Origin of the sequence: Sphingomonas sp. Leaf412 (genome assembly GCF_001425405.1) — a bacterium.
Lineage (GTDB): Bacteria > Pseudomonadota > Alphaproteobacteria > Sphingomonadales > Sphingomonadaceae > Sphingomonas.
Genome location: NZ_LMQP01000004.1, coordinates 179,796 through 199,333, shown reverse-complemented (window position 1 = coordinate 199,333; position 19,538 = coordinate 179,796). Strand labels below are relative to the sequence as shown.

The following is a 19,538-nucleotide window of genomic DNA, read 5'->3' as shown; positions in this document are numbered from 1 at the left end:
AAGGCCGTCGATCATCACGATCGCGAACGGCACCGCGGTCAGCAATACAGACAGCGCGAAGCCGATCAGATAGCCCTTGCGCGTCCCGTGCGGCGCGCCGTGGTCGCCCTCCTCGCCGGGGGCGGCGTGATAGGGTTCGGCGCTCATCGCAGCACTCCCAGCAGGTAGACGAAGGTGAAGACGCCGATCCAGATGACGTCGAGGAAGTGCCAGAACAGCGACAGGCATTGCAACCGGCGCATGTTCGCCGGCTCCATCCCCCGCCGCGCGACCTGCACCATCAGCACGACCAGCCACACCAGCCCGAACGTGACGTGCAGGCCGTGCGTGCCGACGAGGGTGAAGAAGGACGACAGGAACGCCGACCGCTGCGGCCCCGCGCCCTCGTGCAGCAGGTGGCTGAATTCATACAGCTCGATGGCGAGGAACGCCGCGCCGAACAGCCCGGTGGCGCCCAGCCACGCCAGCATCGCGCGCTGCTTCCCCTCCTGCCCGGATATCATCGCGAAGCCGTAGGTGAGCGAGGAGAACAGCAGCATCGCCGTGTTCACCGCCACCAGCTTCAGGTCGAACAGGTCCTTGGGCGTCGGCCCCCCGGCATAGGCGGCGCCGTACACGCCCCAGCTGGCGAACAGCATGGCGAAGATGAGGCAGTCGCTCATCAGGTACAGCCAGAAGCCCAGCAGCGTGCTGTGCCCCGCGGGATGCTCGTGCGGGTCCAGATCGTAGAAGGACGGCGCCTCGTTCCCCGCGGCGGTGACGGTCTTCGCCATGGCTCAGGCCTCCCGCGTCTGGAGCGAGGTGGCGAGCGCGGCGGTGCGCTCGTCCTCCACCCGCGCGACGTCCGCCGCCGTGACGTAATAATCGCGGTCGTAATCGAACGTGTGCCAGATGGCATAGCCGACCAGCGCGACGAACGACGCGACGACCAGCCACCACATGTACCAGATCATCGCCAGCGCGCAGACCATCGACAGCCCCGCCAGCACCACGCCCGTGCCGGTGTTGCGCGGCATGTGGATGTCGCGGAACCCCTTCACCGGTCGCTCCGCCTCGCGGTCCTTCATGTCGTGCCATGCGTCCAGGTCGTGGATGACGGGGGTGAAGGCGAAATTGTACGACGGCGGCGGCGAGGACGTCGCCCATTCCAGCGTGCGTCCGCCCCACGGATCGCCCGTCGTGTCGACCAGTTGTTCGCGGTCGCGGATGCTGACGTAGATCTGGATCAGGAACGCCGCGATGCCGACCGCCACGATCGCCGCGCCGATGCCTGCGATGATGAACCAGATCTGCAACGACGGGTCCTCGAAATGGCGCAGCCGGCGGGTGATACCCATCAGGCCCAGCACGTACAGCGGCGTGAACGCGACCCAGAAGCCGACGACCCAGCACCAGAAGCTGACCCGGCCCCAGAATTCGTTCAGCCGGAACCCGAACGCCTTGGGCCACCAGTAATTGATGCCCGCGAACATTCCGAACAGCACGCCGCCGATGATGACGTTGTGGAAATGCGCGACCAGGAACAGCGAATTGTGCAGCACGAAGTCCGCGGGCGGCACCGCCAGCAGCACGCCCGTCATGCCCCCGATCGAGAAGGTCAGCATGAACGCGATCGTCCACATCATCGGCAATTCGAACCGCACGCGCCCGCGATACATCGTGAACAGCCAGTTGAAGATCTTCGCCCCCGTGGGGATCGAGATAATCATGGTCGTGATGCCGAAGAAGGAATTGACGCTCGCGCCCGATCCCATCGTGAAGAAATGGTGCAGCCAGACGAGGTAGGCCAGGATGGTGATGACGAGGATGGCGTAGACCATCGAGGTATAGCCGAACAGGCGCTTGCCGCTGAACGTCGACGTCACTTCGCTGAAGATGCCGAACGCGGGCAGGATCAGGATGTAGACTTCCGGGTGTCCCCAGATCCAGATCATGTTCACGTACATCATCGGGTTGCCGCCGCCGGTGGCGGTGAAGAAGTTGGTGCCGACATAGCGGTCCAGCGCCAGCAGCGTCAGCACCGCGGTCAGGATCGGGAAGGCCGCGACGATCAGGATGTTGGTGGCGAGGGCGGTCCAGGTGAAGATCGGCATCTTCATCAGGCCCATGCCCGGCGCGCGCATCTTCACGATCGTCGCGATCAGGTTCACGCCCGATAATAACGTGCCGACGCCCGCCACCTGCAATGCCCAGATGTAATAGTCGACCCCGACATCAGGCGAGTAATCGATCCCCGACAACGGCGCCATCGCCAGCCACCCGGTCCGCGCGAACTCGCCCACGAACAGGCTGGTCATCACGATCAGCGCGCCCGCGGTGGTCATCCAGAAGCTGAAATTATTCAGGAACGGGAAACTGACGTCGCGCGCGCCGATCTGCAACGGGACGACATAGTTCATCAGGCCCGTGACGAACGGCATCGCGACGAAGAAGATCATGATGACGCCGTGCGCGGTGAACACCTGATCGTAATGGTGCGCGTTCAGATACCCTTCGTTGGCGCCGAACGACATCGCCTGTTGCAACCGCATCATGATCGCGTCGGAAAATCCGCGCAGCAGCATCACGATGCCCAGGATCATGTACATGATCCCGATCTTCTTGTGGTCCACGCTGGTGAACCATTCGCGCCACAGCCAGCCCCACAGCTTGAAATACGTGACCGCGCCGACCAGCACGATCCCGCCCAGCGCGACCATCGCGAAGGTCGCGATCAGGATCGGTTCGTGGATCGGAAAGCTTTCCAGGGTCAGCCGGCCGAAGATCGTCTTGAGGAATGTGTCGGACATCATGCTGAAATACCGCGGATTGAGCGCGAACAGCCGTTCGCTCTGAGCCCTTCGACTGCCTGCCAAGGCAGGCGCTCAGGACGGGCTTCGGCGCGACGCGCGGAAGTCGAAGGGTATGCGCAGGTGCTTCGACGACGCTCAGCACGAACGGAAGGAAGGGTTCTGGTCTTGCCCATGTCGGCCTACCCCCGCCCCGTCGGCCGCGCGCCGGGAAGAGCGCGCGTGTCTAGGCGGGTCATGTTGCGGTTGCTGTCGTCGCCGGGCTCGCCCTTGCCGGACGCGTCGCCGTGCGGCGCGCTCATGTGCGGGCTGGTGCCCAGGTCCTCCGGCGCCTTCTCCATCGCGCCCTTCGTATGCATGTCGCCGGACATGCAGCGCTGGCCCGGGCGGACGCACATCTGCACGATGCGGCCGAACAGCGCGGGGTCGATCGCGCCGAAGCGGATCGTCGGCACCCTCTCGCTCGGCTTTTCGAGCGCCAGATACTCGGCCTGCCCCAGCCGCCGCCCGCCGCCCTTCACCATCGCCGCCCAGCGGTCGAACCCGGTCGGATCGACCGCCAGCGTCGGGAACCGCATGTCGGAGAAGCCCGCGCCCGAATAATTGGCGGACACGCCCTCGAACGTGCCGGGCCGGTTCAGGACGGCATGCAGCTTCGTCTCCATCCCCGGCATGGTGTAGATCATGCCCGCCATCGCGGGGACGTAGAAGGTGTTCATGACCGACGACGACGTCAGCCGGAACCGCACCTGCCGGTCGACCGGCACGACCAGTTCGTTGACCGTCGCGATCCCCTGTTCGGGATAGATGAACAGCCATTTCCAGTCGAGCGAGACGACCTGCACCTCCAATGGCTTCTGCCCCGCCGGGACCGGCCGCCCCGCCGCGATGCGCCCCAGCGGGCGATACGGGTCCAGCGTGTGCGTCGACACCCACGTAAGCGCGCCCAGCGCGATGACGATCAGCAGCGGCGCGGACCAGATCGCGAGTTCCAGGATCGTGGAATGGTCCCAGTCGGGGCGATAGTCGGCCTGCTGGTTCTTCGCGCGATAGCGCCACGCGAACAGCACGGTCAGCGCCATGACGGGCACGATGATGAGCAGCATCAATCCCGTCGACCACAGGATCAGGTTCGCCTGCTGCCGCGCGACGTCGCCCGCGGGGTTCAGGACCACCATGTCGCACCCGGCCGTGAGCGGGAGCGCGAGGAGCGGAAGAAGGCGGGGGAGGCGGTTCATCACGGTGCGAGCTAGGCCTCATTGTGCACGTGCGAAATAGGACAATTTGTCCTATCACGCCATCGGCCCCGTTGCGGGTAGAGGCACGGGACAGCAGTTTGTTCTACGCAAGGCACCGATGATGGTAGAGGCCACCGCCAGTTCGACGTCCGCGGAGCGCGACGTCCGTGCCCTGCACAGCGGCGGGGCCGGCGACGGCGACGTGCATCCGGGGGAGATCGCGATCGGCGTGGTGATCGGGCGGACGTCGGAATTCTTCGACTTCTTCGTCTACGCGCTCGCCTCGGTCATCGTCTTCCCCGCGCTGGTCTTCCCGTGGATGGACCCGATGACCGCGACCCTGTGGTCGTTCGCGATCTTCCCGCTCGCCTTCATCGCGCGGCCGTTCGGGACGCAGATCTTCATGGCGATCGATCGCCGCCACGGCCGCGGCACGAAGCTGACGATCGCGCTGTTCCTGCTGGGCACCTCCACCTGCGCGGTCGCGTTCCTGCCGGGGGCCAGCGGGCAGAGCCTGTGGTCCGCCGTGCTGCTGGCGGTGTTCCGGATCGGACAGGGGCTGGCGCTGGGCGGTGCCTGGGACGGGCTCGCCTCGCTGCTGGCGCTGAACGCGCCGGAAAAGAAGCGCGGCTGGTGGGCGATGGTGCCGCAACTCGGCGCGCCGTTCGGCCTGATCCTGGCCAGCGGGCTGTTCGCCTTCTTCTTGGGTACGTTGTCGCCGGAGGATTTCATCAGCTGGGGCTGGCGCTATCCCTTCTTCGTCGCCTTCGCGGTCAACGTCGTCGCCCTGTTCGCGCGGCTGCGCATCGTGGTGACGCCGCAATATACCGAGCTGTTCACGACGCGCGAACTGACCCCGTCGCGCGTCCTGCCGACGCTGAAGGCGCAATGGCGCAACATCGTCATCGGCGCCTTCGCCCCGCTGGCCAGTTTCGCGCTGTTCCACATGGTCACGGTGTTCCCGCTGTCGTGGGTGGCGCTGTTCACGAAGGAGAGCATCACCCGCTTCCTGCTGATCGAGATGGTCGGCGCGGTGTTCGGCGTCGCCGCGATCGTCGCGTCGGGCACGCTGGCGGACCGGATCGGCCGGCGCTCGCTGCTGGGCTATACCGCCGCCGCGATCGCGGTCTTCTCCGGCTTCGCGCCGCAATTGCTGGCCGCCGGGGAACGGGGGGAGGCCGCGTTCATGATCGGCGGCTTCATCCTCCTTGGCCTGTCGTTCGGCCAGTCGTCGGGCGCGGTGACCAGCAACTTCCCGAAGCGCGCGCGCTACACCGGCGCGGCGCTGACCAGCGACCTGGCGTGGCTGTTCGGCGCGGGCTTCGCCCCGCTGGCGGCGCTGCTGCTGGCGGAATGGTTCGGGCTGGTCGCGGCGGGCGGCTACCTGCTGTCGGGCGCGATCGCGACATTGGTGGCGCTGGGGCTGAACAAGGAACTGGGCCGGCGGCTGGACTAGACCGTGTCCGCATCCAAGGATTCCGTGTGATGTGAAGTTTTTGCTGGCGGGAGGAGCCCGCGGCGAGCAGACGAACACTGACGGATCAGCAATGGGCGCGGATCGAAGGTCGTCTTCCCGGACGGGCGGGATGCCCGGACTCGGTGGGATGCACAATCGACTGTTTGTCGATGCCATCTTGCGAATGATTCGTGCACTTCGCATGCGCCATGATCTGGATACGCTAAATGCAGGTGCAGCCGAAGGATTGGGCGGACACGATCCTTGCTTGCCAAAACAGTGACACTCGGCGATCACACGTGACCGGAGCGGAGACGGAACGTGGCGACCGAGCCAGCAAGTCGATGGACAGGCTTGATAATTCTTGCAGCAGCGGCGCTGGCTCTGTCCGCCTTTGTCATTGTCCTGATTCGCGGGGCGGACAAACCTCCTCCTGACGGCGAAGGTATCGTCGTCGTGACGCGCGCCGTATCGCCGCAACCGTTACCGTCGCCCGTCCAGCCCGGTTCCGCGGTCACGCCTGCCGGACCCGCACCGGTCCCGGCGACCCCGGCCGTCATGCCCTTGCCCGATCCCGTCGCGACCCAGCGCAGCCGGACGATGCCGACCGATGCCGAATGGGCAGCCCCTTTCGACGCAATAAGAAACGAACAACAAAAGGAGCAGGATAGATGATGGCCCATATCAGACGGACGATCCGCGCCGTCGCGGCGTTGGCGCTAGCCGCCGCGATCGGCATCGGCGTGGCCACGCCCGCCGCCGCAGCCCCCTGCACGTCCGATTGCCTGGCACCGGGCGACTACAACGAACGGCTGGTCGTCGGGGGTGTCGAGCGCACCTATGCTGTCCACGTGCCGGCAAGCTACCGCGGCGGCACCGCCGTGCCGCTGCTGCTCGACCTGCACGGCTACACATCGGACATCGCGCAACAGCGGTTCCTGTCGGGACAACTCCGCCAGTCGGATCTGCGCGGCTTCATCGTGGTATGGCCGCAGGGGCTGAACCGGAGCTGGAACGCTTATGGTTGTTGCGGGGCGTCGCTGGCCGGCGGCGTCGATGACGTCGGCTTTCTTCGTACCCTGGTCTCGACGCTGAAACGCCGTTCCAACATCGACGATGCGCGCGTCTATGTGACCGGCCTGTCGAACGGCGGGTCGATGACCCATCGGCTGGCATGCGAGGCCGCCGACGTGTTCCGCGCCGCCGCCCCCGTATCCTTCACCCTCAACCGCGAAGCGGCCGCATGTCGTCCGTCACGGCCGATCCCCGTCGTCGCCTTCCACGGCACTTCTGATGTTCTGGTGCAATATTACGGCGGCCTGCTGTTCCAGTCGGCCCCCCGCAGCCGCGATGCATGGGGCCAGGTCGACGGATGCACGGGCACCCCGGTCGTAACCCCGCTCCGGCTCGGATCGCGTTCCGAGATCTTCACCAATTGCCGCGGCGGCGTTCGTACCGGACTGGTGACCATTCTCGGCGGGGGTCATATCCTGTATCCCAACGTCAGCGTCGATATCGCGCAATATATCTGGACCAACGTGTTCAACCAGTAAGCGAGGGGCCGGGGAGGGGGCGCCCGGCCCGACATGGTCGTTCACCGCGCATGCGCCATGATCCGGCGACGCTGAATGCAGACGCAGCCTGGCGCGAGATAAAGCCCCTCCCCTCCAGGGAAGGGGCCTTCAGATCGCCCCCAGATACGCCCCCAACCGCGCCGCCGTCCCGTCCGGCACATGCAGGCCCAGCTTGCTGCGCCGGAACAGGACGTCCTCCACCGTCCGCGCCCATTCGCGGCGGACGAGGTGGTCGACCTCCCCCGTGGTCAATCCGCCGCCCAGGTCCTCGCCCCCCGCATCGAGGATCGCGCGCGCATCGGTGCCGTAGGCGCGGACCAGCCGCCCCAGCCGCGCTTCCGGCACCGCCGGATGATCCGCCGCCAGCCCGCGCACGAACGCCGCCGCGTCCCCGTCCGGGATCGCCCCGCCGGGCAGCGCCGCCCCCGCGGTCCAGTCGTCGCCTGCCACGCCCAGCGTCCGCAGCGCATGTTCCGCCAGCTTGCGATAGGTCGTGATCTTCCCCCCGAACACGCTCAGCACCGGCGCGCCGTCGGTATCGAGGTCCAGCACGTAGTCGCGCGTCACCGCGGACGCGTCGGCGGCATGGTCGTCGTGGAGCGGCCGGATGCCCGCGAAACTCCACACGATGTCCGCCGCGGCGACGGGACGCGCGAAATAGCGCGCGACCGTCTCCAGCAGGTAGGCCGTCTCCGCCGCCCCGATCGCGGCCTTAGCGGGCGCGTCGGTCCACGGCTCGTCCGTCGTCCCGACCAGCGTGAAGTCCCCCTCGTACGGGATCGCGAAGACGATGCGGCGGTCGGGGTTCTGGAGCATGAAGGCGTGATCGCCCTCGTACAGGCGCGGCACGACGATATGGCTGCCCTTGACCAGCCGCACGCCCGGGCGGTCGTTGCGCCGGACCAGCCCCGCCAGAACGTCCGCGACCCACGGCCCCGCGGCGTTGACGATCGTGCGCGCCCGCACCTCGCGCGTCCCGTTCTCGTCCGCGATCGTCGCGCGCCAGCCGTCGGCGTCGCGCGCGGCCGACACGAATCGCGTGCGCGTCAGGATCGTCGCGCCGCGATCCGCGGCGTCGCGCGCGTTCAGAACGACCAGCCGGCTGTCGTCGACCCAGCAGTCGGAATAGACGAACGCCTTCCCCTTCCGGTTCGACAGCCCCGCGCCGTACGCGCCGTCAAGCGATACGGTCTGCGTCCCCGGCAGCCGTCGTCGCCCGCCGATATGGTCGTACAGGAACAGGCCCAGCCGGACCATCCACGCGGGCCGCGGCGAGCGCGTCTGCGGCAGGACGAAGCGCAGCGGCCAGATGACGTGCGGCGCGATGGCCAGCAACCGTTCGCGCTCCTTCAGCGATTCGCGCACCAGCCGGAACTCGCCATATTCCAGGTAGCGCAGGCCGCCGTGGATCAGCTTCGTCGACGCCGACGACGTGTGGCCCGCAAGGTCGTCCCGCTCCACCAGCATCACCGACAGCCCGCGCCCCGCGGCGTCGCGCGCGATGCCCGCGCCGTTGATGCCGCCGCCGATGATGAGCATGTCGATCATGGTTACGCCCTAGCCGCGGCGCCGCCGTCGTGGAAGGCGGCGGCGATCCGTGCCAGGGAAGCGGAAACGTTGGCGGCGGGGAGAAGGTGCGTGGCGGATCATATCCTGGTGATCGATCAGGGCACGACGTCGACGCGCAGCATCGTGTTCGATTCGTCGGCGACGCGCGTCGCGATGGCGCAGACGGAGTTCGCGCAACATTATCCGAAGGCGGGCTGGGTCGAACACGATCCGGCGGATATCTGGCGCGACGTGCTGTCCACCGCGCGCGACGCGATCGCGCAGGCGGGGGTGCCGATCACCGCCATCGGCATCACCAACCAGCGCGAAACCGCGATCGTCTGGGACCGCGCCACGGGCGAACCGATCCACAACGCCATCGTGTGGCAGGACCGCCGCGGCGCGCCGATGTGCGCGCAACTGAAGGCGGACGGGGCGGAGGACATCGTGCGTGCGCGTACCGGCCTGCTGCTCGACCCGTATTTCTCGGCGACGAAGGTCGCGTGGATCCTCGACCATGTCGACGGCGCGCGGGCGCGGGCGGAGCGGGGCGAGCTGGCGTTCGGCACGATCGACAGCTTCCTGATCCACCGCCTGACCGGCGGCGCGGTCCACGCGACCGACGTGACCAACGCCAGCCGCACCCTATTGTTCGACATCCATCGCGGCGCGTGGGACGACGAATTGTGCCGCCTGTTCGGTGTCCCGCGCGCGATGTTGCCGCAGGTCCACGACAACGCTTATGTGTTCGGCACGACCGCGCCCGGCCTTTTCCCCGGTTCTTCCGGCGCCGCCATCCCGATCGCGGGCGTGGCGGGGGACCAGCAGGCCGCGCTGTTCGGGCAGGCGTGCTTCGACCGCGGCATGGCGAAATCGACCTACGGCACCGGCTGCTTCGTGCTGCTCAACACGGGGACCGAGGCGATCGCGTCGCAGCATCGCCTGCTGACCACCCCTGCCTATCGGCTCGACGGGACGACCACCTACGCGCTGGAAGGGTCGATCTTCGTCGCGGGCGCGGCGGTGAAATGGCTGCGCGACGGCTTGGGTGTCATCACCCATGCCAGCCAGACCGACGACATGGCGACGCAGGTGCCCGACAGCCATGGCGTGTACATGGTCCCCGCCTTCGTCGGGCTGGGCGCGCCGCATTGGGATGCCGACGCGCGCGGCGCGATCTACGGCCTGACGCTGGGCGCGACCGCCGCGCATCTGGCGCGCGCGGCGCTCGAGTCGGTAGCGTTCCAGACGATGGACCTGGTCGCGGCGATGGTCGCGGACGGCGGGGCGCGGCCGCCGATCCTGCGCATCGACGGCGGCATGGCGGCGAACGACTGGCTGTGCGGATTCCTGGCCGACATGATCGACACGCCGGTGGAGCGTCCCCACGATCTGGAAACGACCGCCCGCGGCGCCGCCTTCCACGCCGGGCTGGCGACGGGGGTGTGGAGCGGGCTGGACGAACTGTCGACGCTATGGGCGCGGGAACGGTGCTTCGAACCCGGCATGGCGGCGGATGCGCGCGAAACCCTGTCCGCCGGATGGCATGATGCGGTGCGGCGGACGCTGACGACGGGGTAGGACGCGGCTGTCCTACATGCCCGGCCTGTGTCAGGGTCGGCCACGGCGTCGCGAAACCGTAACCGATCCACCCCCGGTCCGTACGACCGCACGCACGCGCGACCGTGCGACCTTTCGTGACCTTTCGCGACGCTTGCCGCGGGTCGCGGGAGGGCGCATCCTGCGTCGTGGGGGGTGTGAGATGCGGGCGTTGCTGGCGATGGGGGCGGTCTGCGCGGCGGGCGTCGCGTCGGCGCAGGTCATGACCCTCCCCGACGCGGGCGCCCTCCGCGCCTCGGTCGCGCGCGCGGGCGTCACGCCGCAGCGCGCGGTCTGGCCCGCCGACGCGCCGGTCCGCATCCGGCTGGCGACGGAGCTTGCGGACGACCCGATCGCCGCGCCGCAGGTGCGCGCGATGCTGGCGGCGTCGCCCGGCGTCGCGGTCGCGGAGCCCGCGGATTACGTGCTGACCACTCCCGACGACATGCCGCAGACGCTGATGCTGGAGCGGGCGGAGCCGCCGCAGGGGGAGGCGGAGCCCGATGCGACGGCGTCGATCGCGGCGATGGGGCCGTGGCAGCGCGAGCTGGGCAATCTGGTGCTGCGCGATTACGACGCCTCCTTCGCCGATGCGATCCGCCGGATCCGCTGGACCCGCGCCCTGCTGTCGCTGGGCGACGGCGCGGCGGCGCAGACGACGACCTGCCTGACGGACAGCCCGGACGATCCCGCGGCCACGCAATGCGATGCCGCCGGCCGGTTCGTGCCCGTGGGCGACCGGCCGCCGGTATCGCGCTCCGATCCGGCGCCCAGTTCCTTGGCGGTCCGCAACGATGCGCGGGGGCCCCGCTATCTCTACCTCGTCGATGTGGCGGCGGACTATCGCATCCTGCCGATCCCGCTGGGCGACGATGGTCCGGTCGCGCCCGGCGCATGGGCGCGCAGCGCGGCGGACGTGATCCTGCCCGGGCGGGGGCAGGTGCTGGTGACCGTCTCCTCCGCCCGGCCGCTGCCCGCCGACCTGCTCGTCGATCCCGACCGGGTCTTGCGGGCGGACGGCTGCGACGGATCGCCGGTGGCGCTGCGACTGTGCGGGCGGCGCGGCGCCGACCGCACCGGCTGGTCCGCGCGCGCGACCTATTATTTCCACCCGCGGCAGGCGATACCGCGCGTCGGCGGCGGGGTGGACGCATCGTCGAACAGCGCGCCGTGGATGGCGGCCTTCTATTCCACCGTCCCCTACACCGCGGCGGACTTCGCCGCCGACGATGCGAAGCCCGCGGGGGAGAAGGAATATCTGCGCGCGCGCGCCGGGGCGGGCCTGGCGCATCGGTGCGGCGGCACGATGATCGCGCCCGACCTGATGCTGACGGCGGCGCATTGCGTCGCCAAGGGCGGCTTCGCGGGCGATGGCGCGGCGCGCGTCCTGCGCGAGCGGCGCGTCCGGACGGGATCGCACCGGCTGGGGGTCGGCGGTACGACCTGGGCGATCGACGCGATGGTCGTCCACGCCGGCTACCGCGCCGGCGCGCAACCCAATGACATCGCCCTGGTGCGGCTGCGCGCGGACCGGGCCGCGGCGGGGGCGATGCCCCTCCGTGCGGTGGCGAAGCTGCCGCGCGACGGCCGGCTGGATGCGGTCACGCCCGTGGCGGCGTTCGGCTGGGGCTTCACCGGACAGGTCGCGCCCGGTGCCCGCGCGATCCTCGACACCGCCGGGCGGGTGCAGCGCAATCCGGAGGCGCTCCAATTCGGCCCGTTGCAGACCATGGCGTGGAAGGCGTGCCGGGCACGCGTCGGCGCGCTGCTGGATGCGGGCATGGTGTGTGCGGAAACGCGACGGCGCGGCCCGGCTCCGCTGCGGCCGGGGATGACCGTCTTCAGCTGCGTCGGCGACAGCGGCGGGCCGTTGGTGCGCGAGGATCCGGGCGGCGACGTGCTGGTCGGCGTCGCCTCCTGGTCGAAGGGATGCGGCTATGGCGACAATCCGTCGGTGTATACCAACGTCGCCCATTTCGCGCCTTGGGTCGCGGACGCGCGCCGCCGGCTCCTGTCGGGGCGCGTGGTGTATCTGGACGACCGCGGCGGCGCGCGCATCGTGCCGCCGCCGGGGGTCAGTGGTCGGTGACGCCGTGGTCGGTGACGCCGTGATCCGTGACGCCGTGGTCCGTCACGCCGTTGTCGGTGACGTTGCCGTCGGTCGCGGTCATCGGCGCGGCCATGTTCGCGTCCGGGGCGACGGCGGATTCGACCGCGGTGGCGTTGTTGGCGACGACGGGCGCCTGCCGGTCGCAGGCGGCGAGCGCGACAGGCGCGATGAGGACGAGAAGCTGACGCATGATGATTCCCCCCGGATGATCGACGCCTTATCCTACAGGAAGTGCAGGTCGCGCAACAGCGCCTGGAACCCCGCCTCGGCGCGCAGCGGCGCCAGGAACGGATCGTTCATGAGCAGGACCAGCCCGGAATCGCGCGTGGCGCGCGCCCGCCCCAGCGCGGCGAGCGCCTCCGCCGGTTTGCGCCACTGCGCCAGCACCTGCGCCTGCTGGTACAGCCCGTTGTCGCCGAACGCGGTCACCAGCGCGGCGAAGGCGGCGGCGATGCCCGCCCCGTCGCCCCGCCGCGCCGCGACGAAGGCGCGGCCCGGGATCGCGAGCAGCCCCACCTTCTCCCGCCCGAATGCCGCCGCGGCCTCGTCCACCTTCCCCAGCATCAGCAACGCATTGCCGATGTCGCCGTGGATCGTGCCGCGCGCCGGATTGATCTCCAGCGCGCGCTGCGCCGCCGCGATCGCGCCCGCGTAATCGCCCGCGGCGAAGCGGATCAGGCCCGCGGTCTTGAACGCGCTGGGGTTCAGCGGATCGAGCTGCGTCGCCCGCGCGATGGCGGGCGCGGCGCGGTCGAACTGCCGTCGCCGCGCGCGATAGAGCGCGTAGCGCGCGAGGATGTCCGCGCTGCCCGCGCCCAGGTCGTGCGCGCGCTCGTACGGCGCGTTCGCGGCGGTCACGTCCAGCTGGCCGTAGAACAGCGCATAACCCAGCGCGGCATGGCCGTCCGCGAAGTCCGGCGCCGCACGGATCGCGGCGCGCGCCTCGTCCACCGCCGCACCGTAGAGCCTGATGCGCTCCGCCGACTGCGCATATTGGTTCGCGATCACCGCTAGCGCGCGCGCCCGCGCGGCGCGCGCGGCGGCATAATCGGGGTCGAGGCGGATCGCCTCGTCGAACCGGGCCAGCGCGGCGCGGTCGCTGCCCTCGTCCGCCTGCGATTCGAACAATGCCCGACCGCGCAGATAGGCGTCGAACGCCGCGACGTCGGTGCTGCCGCCGCTGCGCGCGCGCTGTTCCTGCGCGCCGGTCAGCGTCGCCGCCAGCTCGCCGTCGACCGACCGCGCGATCCGTTCCTGCAAGCGGAAGATGTCGGTCAGCGGCCCGTCGAAACTCTGCGACCAGCGCGTGAAGCCGGTGTCCCCCGCGATCAGTTCCAGCCCGATCCGCACCACGTCGCCCGCGATCCGGACGTTGCCGTCCAGCAGGTAGCCGACGCCCAGCTTGCGCGCGATCGTCCGACCGTCGTCGCGGCTGTCGCGAAAGCCGTTGGACGACGCCTGACCCATGACGGACAGCTTGGGATTGCGCGACAGCTGCGACCGCAGTTCGGCCGAAAGCCCCTCGGAAAAATAGCGCTGGCTTGGATCACCCCCCAGCGTGTCGAACGGCAGGACCGCAAGGCTGTTGGGCGACGCCGCGTCGCGATCGCCCAGCACCATCCACCCGGCCGCACCCGCCGCCACCGCCACCACGCCCGTGCCGCCGATCAGCAGCGTGCGCCGGGTGGGTCGCGCCCGCGTCCGTACCGGCGCGGCGGGCGCGCGGCCCATCTGCGCGGCGACCGACGCGACCGCGCGCGCCATCGCCGGACTGTCGGGACGCATCCCCGCGCCCGACAGGTCCAGATACTGGAACTGGCGGAACCCCAGCGGCGGTTCCGTCCCGTCGATCGACAGCGGGATCAGGACGCCGCGGTCGCGCCCGCGCGTCGCCTCGTCCTGTACCCAGTGCGACCGCACCGACGCCTTCGACCACAGCACCACCACCGCGCCCGCGGTTTCGAGCGCGTCGGAGGTGATGGCGTTGTAGCGGTCGCCGCCGGGGATCAGTCCGTCCCACCAGACGTCGAAACCGGCGTCCTCCAGGGTGCGCAGGACCGCCATCGCGTGGGGCTGGTCGGCGCGCGAATAGCTGAGGAAGACGCGTCGTCCGCCCCCGTCCGCCCCGTCGCCCGTGTCCATCGCCTGCCCCCCGGTATGCGACGCGGATGGTACGGCCCGATCGCGTCCTTGTCACGAGGGGCCGGGGTGACGGGTGGCGGAAGCGCGGCTAAGCCGGCGGCGGATCGAAAGGGGGATGATCGATGCGGATGGCGGAGGCGTTCGACGTTGGCGAGCTGTGGCTGGTGCTGGGCATCACCGGCCATCGCGCCGCCAACGCCGCCTTCGCCGCCAATCGCGCGGGGATCGAGGCTGCGATCGCCGCAGCGTTCGACGCCGCCGCCGCCGCGGCGTTCGATGCCGCCGCCGGGCGCGTGCGGCTGGTGTCGCCGCTGGCGCAGGGGACCGACCTGCTCGCCGCCGAACTGGCGCTGGCGCGCGGGTGGGACCTGTCCGCGCCGCTGCCGTTCGGACTGGACCTGAACATCGCGATCCAGGCGGGGGCGGACGACGCGCGCGACTTGAGGGCACTGATAGAAGGCGGCGCGGCGTCGCCGTCCGCGCAGGCCGCGGCGGCCGCGATGCGGCGCGTCGCGGCGCGTGCGACCCTGCTGGAACTGGCGGACCGCGACGACATGGTGCGCGACCTGACCGTCCGCACGATCGATGCGCCCGACGATCGATTGGCGCAGGCGCAACTGGGTGCCGCGATGGCGCGGCAGACCGCGGCGGCGGCGCGGATCGTGGTGGAACAGGCGGATGCGCTGATCGCGGTCTGGGACGGTGTGTCGCCCGGCGCGGCGGGGGGTACGCTGGATACGATGGCGCAGGCGCTGGCCCGGGGCGTCCCGGTCCTGTGGATCGACGCCGGCGATCCCGCGCGACGTCGACTGCTGCGGCTGCCCGAACATCTGGAGGCGCCGTCGGACGGCGCGGAGGGCTGGCCGGCCTTGCTGGCGGCGGTCGTCGCCGGGTTCGCGGCGGCGCGGGGAAGCGCGACGGCGTTGCATGCGGAACGCTGGCCGGGGAAAAGCCCGCGCTTCCTGGGCGCCTATCGCTGGATCGAGGATCGCTTCGCGGGCGACGGGCGAGGTCCCGGGCGTCCGGGACGGCGACGGACGTACGAGATGCCCGCGGCCGTCGCGACCGGCGGGGGCGCGGCGATGATGGCGGGGCTGCGGGCGCTGCCGGGGCTGGAACCGGGCACCGCCGCCCGCATGGAGGCGCAGATATTGCGCCGTTTCGCCTGGGCCGACGCCGTGTCGACGTGGCTGTCGGAGGCGTATCGCGGCGGCATGACGCTGAATTTCCTGCTGTCCGCCTGCGCGATCGTGGCCGGGGTGGCCTATCTCCCGCTGACGGGCGGGACGGTAAAATGGCCGTTCGCGCTGGTGGAACTGCTGTTGCTGGTCGCGATCGTGGCGATCACCGCGCTCGGGCGACGGCGGCGCTGGCACGCGCGCTGGTTCCAGACGCGGCGGGTGGCGGAGTATCTGCGCCACGCCCCGATCCTGCTGCTGCTGGGCGTCGCGCGGCCCGCCGGACGCTGGCCGGCGGGGCGCGACAGCGACTGGCCCGAACGCTACGTCCGCGGTGTCCTGCGCGAAACCGGACCGGGACACCTGCGGATCACCCCCGCGTATCTGCACGCCGCGGCCGAGCATGTGCTGGCGGTCCACGTCCGCGACCAGGCGGCGTACCACCGCGCGAAGGCGGCGCGGCTGGCGCATGTCCACCACGCGCTGGACCGCGTGTCGGAGGCGTCGTTCAAGCTCGCGATCCTGTCGGTCGCCGCCTATCTGGCGGTGGAGGCGGCGGCGGCGGCGCATCTGGTCCCGCACGATTGGCCGCACGGGATCGCGAAGCTGTTCACCTTCATGGGCGTCCTGTTCCCGACGGTGGGCGGCGCGCTGGCGGGCATCCGCTACTTCGGCGATTTCGAACGGTTCGCCGCAATCTCGCGCGCCACCGCGGAGAAGCTGGCGCTGGTGGGGGCGCGGCTGGACGCGCTGCTGGCCGATCCGGCGCCGCCGTTGCATTTCGACGCGGTGGCGGCGCTGGCCACCGCGATCGACGAGATCGTGGTGGCGGAGATCGAAAGCTGGCAGGCGGTGTTCGCGAGCAAGACGATCGCGGTGCCGGCGTAGCGCGCGTCGTCATTGCGAGCGTAGCGAAGCAATCCAGTGTTTCGCGTGCTGCACTGGATTGCTTCGCTACGCTCGCAATGACGGGAGGGATTACGCCTCCGCTTCCTTCCGCTCCTGCCGCTCGCGATAGAATTGCTGGACCACCGACCAGCCCTCCGCCGCCGTCTCGCAATAACGGAAGATGCCGAGGTCGCGCTCCGACACCACGCCTTCCTCGACCAGCGCCTCGAAATTGACGACGCGTTCCCAGAATTCGCGACCGAACAGCAGCACCGGCATCGGTTCGATCTTGCCCGTCTGGATCAGCGTCAGCAGTTCGAACAGTTCGTCGAACGTCCCGAACCCGCCGGGAAAGGCCGCCAGCGCGCGCGCGCGGAGCAGGAAGTGCATCTTGCGCAGCGCGAAATAGTGGAATTGCGTGCTGAGCGCGGGCGTGACGTAGGGGTTGGGTGCCTGTTCGTGCGGCAGGACGATGTTCAGGCCGATCGATTCGGCATGGACGTCCGCCGCGCCACGGTTCGCCGCCTCCATGATCGACGGGCCGCCGCCGGAGCAGACGACGAAGTGCCGCTGCCCCGCCTCGTCGCGCGGAAAATTGGACGCCAGCTGCGCCAGCTCGCGCGCCATGACGTAATATTTCGACTTCGCGACCAGGCTTTCGGCGATCCGGCGGCTCTTGTCGTCGGTGGCCAGGTCGAGCAGCGCCTGCGCCTTCGCCGGCTCCGGAATGCGCGCGGAGCCGTAAAAGACGAACGTGGAGCCGATATGCGCCTCCTCGAACAGCAATTCGGTCTTCAGCAGTTCCAGTTGGAACCGGACCGGGCGCAGATCCTCGCGAAGCAGGAAGTCCATGTCCTGGAACGCCAGCTTGTACGCCGGGCTTTCCGTCTGTGGGGTGGAGATGCTCTGCTCGGCGGCGCGGGCATCGGTGCGCGCGCGCGGGAAAACGCGGGCGGGGACGCGGGTCTCTGTCATCCCGGGGGGATAGGGCGGCGCGCGGGCGGGAGCAAGTAAGCGGCTAGCGACAGAAGCTTTTGCGATCGTCTTCCAGGTGCAGATGGTCACGATGCGCGGCGTTGTAGTCGGGCGACAGGACGGTGCCGAAGCGGCGGCAGGCGGAGGTGTGGACGGTGCGCAGGAAGCGGCGGACGTCCTCGTCCGGGCTGTTCCAGTCGTTGACGATCGAGATGCGCCGCCCGTCCTTCAATTCGAACGCGCCGATGTCGATCGCGTTGGCGACGGCATGGCCGGACCGGCGGACGGGCCCGCTGGTGCCGACGGTGTTGCGGCACGCGTAGCTGCCCATGCTGACGACGCGCGACAGTTCGGAGCCGAGGATCTGGTACGCCGCGGGCGCGACGCCGTTGCGCGCCCAGGCGGCATAGGCGCGCGCCTGCCCGCACCTTACCGCGCCGAGATTCGCGGTCGGCACGCCGATGTCGAGCAGCTTGACCGTACCGACGAGGCCGCAGCCCGGGCCGAACTGCTTGTCGAGCAGCACCTGGAAGTCGACGCCCAGCGCGCGCAGGTCGGCGTGGCAGGCGGCGGTCTCGCGAATGCCCGGCCCCTCGACCGCGGCGGTCGGCGGGCGTTCGGGCGGTCGCGTAGGACGATCGCCGCGACCGCAGGCGGCGAGGAGGAGCATCAGCCCCACCGTCACCGTCATGCCGGACTTGTTCCGGCATCCACCCGTCCACGAACGCCTCACGCCGCGGATGTGCGGCACGGTGGATTCCGGAACAAGTCCGGGGTGACGAAGCGGGTTGGGCGCACGTCGGATCGATTCTGCGTGGTTGCCAGTGCCGGGCCGCGCCGCTAACGCCGTCGACGGGCCACGCGGTCCCAACGCCGCGCGTGCTCTCTGTAAGGAGAGACAGACATGACTGGTTACCCGAAGCCGCAGGCGGTGCCTGCCCGGCCGTATTTTTCGTCCGGCCCGTGCGCGAAGCCGCCCGGATACGATCCCGCCAATCTCGCCACCGACGTCCTCGGCCGCTCGCACCGGTCGAAGCTGGGCAAGACGCGGCTGCAATATTGCATCGACCTGATGCGCGAATTGCTGAACCTTCCCGACACGCATCGCATCGGCATCGTCCCCGGTTCGGATACCGGCGCGTACGAAATGGCGATGTGGACGATGCTGGGCGCGCGTCCGGTCACCGCATTGGCGTGGGAGAGCTTCGGCGAAGGCTGGGTGACCGATGCGGTCAAGCAGCTGAAGATCGATCCCACGGTCGTGCGCGCCGATTACGGCCAGCTGCCCGACCTGTCGGCGATCGACTGGACCCACGATGTCCTGTTCACGTGGAACGGCACGACCAGCGGCGTGCGCGTGCCGGACGCGGACTTCATCCCTGCGGATCGCGCGGGACTGTCCTTCGCCGATGCGACCAGCGGCGTGTTCGCCTATGACATCGACTGGGCGAAGATCGACGTCGCGACGTTCAGCTGGCAGAAGGTGCTGGGCGGGGAGGGCGCGCACGGCGTCCTGATCCTCGGCCCTCGCGCTGTCGAGCGGCTGGAAAGCTACACCCCGGCATGGCCGCTGCCCAAGGTCTTCCGGCTGGTGAGCAAGGGCAAGCTGGCCGAGGGCGTGTTCAAGGGCGAGACGATCAACACGCCGTCGATGCTGGCGGTCGAGGATGCGATCTGGTCGCTGGAATGGGCCAGGTCGCTGGGCAAGGGCGGCCTGATCGCGCGGTCCGACGCCAATGCCGCGGCGCTGGACGCGATCGTCGCGGAGCGCGACTGGCTGGGCCATCTGGCCGCCGATCCCGCGACGCGGTCGAGGACCAGCGTGTGCCTGACCGTCGACGCGGACGAGGCGACGATCAAGAAAATGGTGTCGCTGCTGGAAGCCGAAGGCGCCGCCTACGACATCGGCGGCTATCGCGACGCGCCGCCGGGGCTGCGCATCTGGTGCGGCGCGACGGTCGATACCGCGGATATCGTGGCGCTCGGGCCGTGGTTCGACTGGGCGTACGCGACGGCGAAGGCCTGATTTCTTCTGGCCCTC

The 19,538-nt window shown here is 69.7% G+C and carries 14 protein-coding genes and 1 pseudogene; 7 read left to right on the top strand and 8 right to left on the bottom strand.

Annotated features, from left to right (window positions below):
* Positions 1-143 precede the first annotated feature (143 nt).
* The 3 genes from cyoC to cyoA form a co-directional block, all read right to left on the bottom strand.
* Positions 144-773 (bottom strand): cytochrome o ubiquinol oxidase subunit III, encoded by a 630-nt coding sequence (gene cyoC / locus ASG29_RS15210; RefSeq protein ID WP_055986212.1) that lies wholly within the window; start codon positions 771-773, stop codon positions 144-146.
* A 3-nt stretch (positions 774-776) separates the two neighbouring features.
* Positions 777-2,792 carry a cytochrome o ubiquinol oxidase subunit I gene (gene cyoB / locus ASG29_RS15205; protein WP_055986209.1) on the bottom strand — a complete coding sequence of 672 codons (2,016 nt, stop codon included), beginning with the start codon at positions 2,790-2,792 and terminating at the stop codon, positions 777-779.
* A gap of 179 nt (positions 2,793-2,971) precedes the next feature.
* Positions 2,972-4,027 carry a ubiquinol oxidase subunit II gene (gene cyoA / locus ASG29_RS15200; protein WP_055986207.1) on the bottom strand — a complete coding sequence of 352 codons (1,056 nt, stop codon included), beginning with the start codon at positions 4,025-4,027 and terminating at the stop codon, positions 2,972-2,974.
* 121 nt (positions 4,028-4,148) lie between these two features.
* Here cyoA and ASG29_RS15195 point away from each other — a divergent pair, with 121 nt between their 5' ends.
* The 3 genes and pseudogenes from ASG29_RS15195 to ASG29_RS15190 all read left to right on the top strand — a co-directional run bounded on the left by ASG29_RS15195 (position 4,149) and on the right by ASG29_RS15190 (position 7,036).
* A complete protein-coding gene (locus ASG29_RS15195; protein WP_055986593.1) occupies positions 4,149-5,483 on the top strand; it encodes an MFS transporter in 1,335 nt (444 codons plus the stop codon).
* A gap of 77 nt (positions 5,484-5,560) precedes the next feature.
* A pseudogene (locus ASG29_RS17260) lies at positions 5,561-5,670 on the top strand (IS5/IS1182 family transposase); the annotation flags it as partial.
* Between the two features lie 484 nt (positions 5,671-6,154).
* On the top strand, positions 6,155-7,036 hold the full coding sequence (locus tag ASG29_RS15190; RefSeq protein ID WP_055986204.1) for an alpha/beta hydrolase family esterase: 882 nt from the start codon (positions 6,155-6,157) through the stop codon (positions 7,034-7,036).
* A 129-nt stretch (positions 7,037-7,165) separates the two neighbouring features.
* Here ASG29_RS15190 and glpD read toward each other — a convergent pair whose 3' ends face one another.
* Positions 7,166-8,605, bottom strand: a complete 1,440-nt coding sequence (glpD, locus tag ASG29_RS15185) for a glycerol-3-phosphate dehydrogenase (RefSeq protein ID WP_055986200.1) — start codon at positions 8,603-8,605, stop codon at positions 7,166-7,168.
* Positions 8,606-8,695: 90 nt separating this feature from the next.
* Between glpD and glpK the strand changes: the two genes are divergently transcribed.
* Both glpK and ASG29_RS15175 read left to right on the top strand, forming a co-directional pair.
* Entirely contained in the window at positions 8,696-10,186 is a 1,491-nt protein-coding gene (glpK, locus tag ASG29_RS15180; RefSeq protein WP_055986197.1) for a glycerol kinase GlpK, read from the top strand.
* Between the two features lie 181 nt (positions 10,187-10,367).
* On the top strand, positions 10,368-12,293 hold the full coding sequence (locus ASG29_RS15175) for a S1 family serine peptidase (protein WP_055986194.1): 1,926 nt from the start codon (positions 10,368-10,370) through the stop codon (positions 12,291-12,293).
* Here the strand turns inward: ASG29_RS15175 and ASG29_RS15170 are convergent.
* Together ASG29_RS15170 and ASG29_RS15165 are read right to left on the bottom strand one after the other, a co-directional pair.
* Positions 12,280-12,504 (bottom strand): hypothetical protein, encoded by a 225-nt coding sequence (locus tag ASG29_RS15170; RefSeq protein WP_055986190.1) that lies wholly within the window; start codon positions 12,502-12,504, stop codon positions 12,280-12,282. The two genes, ASG29_RS15175 and ASG29_RS15170, sit on opposite strands and share 14 nt — an antisense overlap.
* 32 nt (positions 12,505-12,536) lie before the next feature.
* Entirely contained in the window at positions 12,537-14,456 is a 1,920-nt protein-coding gene (locus ASG29_RS15165) for a TIR domain-containing protein (protein ID WP_055986187.1), read from the bottom strand.
* A gap of 122 nt (positions 14,457-14,578) precedes the next feature.
* On the opposite strand from ASG29_RS15165, the gene ASG29_RS15160 reads away from it, so the two are divergent.
* A complete protein-coding gene (locus ASG29_RS15160; protein ID WP_055986185.1) occupies positions 14,579-16,522 on the top strand; it encodes a hypothetical protein in 1,944 nt (647 codons plus the stop codon).
* Positions 16,523-16,612: 90 nt separating this feature from the next.
* Here the strand turns inward: ASG29_RS15160 and ASG29_RS15155 are convergent, their stop codons facing one another.
* Together ASG29_RS15155 and ASG29_RS15150 are read right to left on the bottom strand one after the other, a co-directional pair.
* Positions 16,613-17,497 (bottom strand): LOG family protein, encoded by an 885-nt coding sequence (locus ASG29_RS15155; RefSeq protein WP_055986181.1) that lies wholly within the window; start codon positions 17,495-17,497, stop codon positions 16,613-16,615.
* Between the two features lie 43 nt (positions 17,498-17,540).
* Positions 17,541-18,167 (bottom strand): extensin family protein, encoded by a 627-nt coding sequence (locus ASG29_RS15150; protein ID WP_055986590.1) that lies wholly within the window; start codon positions 18,165-18,167, stop codon positions 17,541-17,543.
* Positions 18,168-18,401: 234 nt separating this feature from the next.
* On the opposite strand from ASG29_RS15150, the gene ASG29_RS15145 reads away from it, so the two are divergent.
* The gene (locus tag ASG29_RS15145; RefSeq protein WP_055986178.1) at positions 18,402-19,523 is read left to right on the top strand and encodes a phosphoserine transaminase; all 1,122 of its coding nucleotides are present in this window, start codon (positions 18,402-18,404) and stop codon (positions 19,521-19,523) included.
* Positions 19,524-19,538: the final 15 nt, after the last annotated feature.